This is a genomic window from Pseudomonas edaphica (assembly GCF_005863185.1).
GTDB classification, from domain to species: domain Bacteria; phylum Pseudomonadota; class Gammaproteobacteria; order Pseudomonadales; family Pseudomonadaceae; genus Aquipseudomonas; species Aquipseudomonas edaphica.
Genome location: NZ_VBVZ01001065.1, coordinates 1 through 876, shown reverse-complemented (window position 1 = coordinate 876; position 876 = coordinate 1). Strand labels below are relative to the sequence as shown.

Genomic DNA, 876 nt, shown 5'->3' with positions numbered 1-876 from the left:
GGCGACCTAGTTGCCTGTACTGGCGCCATCGCGGGCAAGCCCGGCTCCCACAGTTGAATAGCATTTTCCGGTTGAAATGCATTCCACCTGTGGGAGCGGGCTTGCCCGCGATGAGGCCCGCACAGCCTACTCAAATCCCCTTGAACACCCCCGGCCGCTTCTCAACCATCGCCCGCACACCTTCTTTGGCATCTTCACTGTTCAACAGTTTCTCCACCACCACCTGCAACCCGGCCGCCGCCACGGCTTCACCTTCCATGCGTGCCTGGCGCGCCGACATCAACGTCGCCTGCACGCCCAGCGGTGCCTGGCGGGCAATGCGGCTGGCCAGTTCGATGGCGCGCGGCAGCAGGTCTTCACTGGCCATCACTTCCTGCACCAGCCCCAGACGCAGCGCCTCATGGGCGTCGAACTCATCGCCGGTCAGCAGCCAGCGCATCGCGTTGCCCCAGCCGGCGATCTGATGGAAGCGCAGGGTCGCGCCGCCAAACGGGAAAATCCCGCGCTGCACTTCCATCTGCGCAAAGCGCGTATTGCTGGCACAGAGGTTGATATCCGCCGCCAGCATCAATTCGATGCCGATGGTCAGGCAGTAACCCTGGGCCGCGACGATCACCGGTTTATTGACGCGGGGGCCGGCAAACACGCCCCACGGATCGCAGCCGCCCAACGGTGGTTGCCAGCCTCCCGACATCACGCCACTGACATTGGCCAGGTCCAGCCCGGCAGTAAAATGTTCGCCGTGGGCGAATACCACGGCCACGCGAGCGTCGTCGTTTCGATCAAATTCGCCATAGGCCAGGCTCAGCTCATTGAGCAGGTCCAGGTCAAAGGCATTGCGCTTGGCCACTCGATCCAGTCCCAACAGCAGGACAT

At 63.1% G+C, this 876-nt stretch carries 1 protein-coding gene; it reads right to left on the bottom strand.

Annotation, left to right across the window (positions count from 1 at the left end; all coding sequences use genetic code 11):
* Positions 1–130 precede the first annotated feature (130 nt).
* On the bottom strand, positions 131–876 hold a 746-nt coding region (locus tag FEM54_RS33270; protein ID WP_205894452.1), incomplete at its 5' end, for a crotonase/enoyl-CoA hydratase family protein.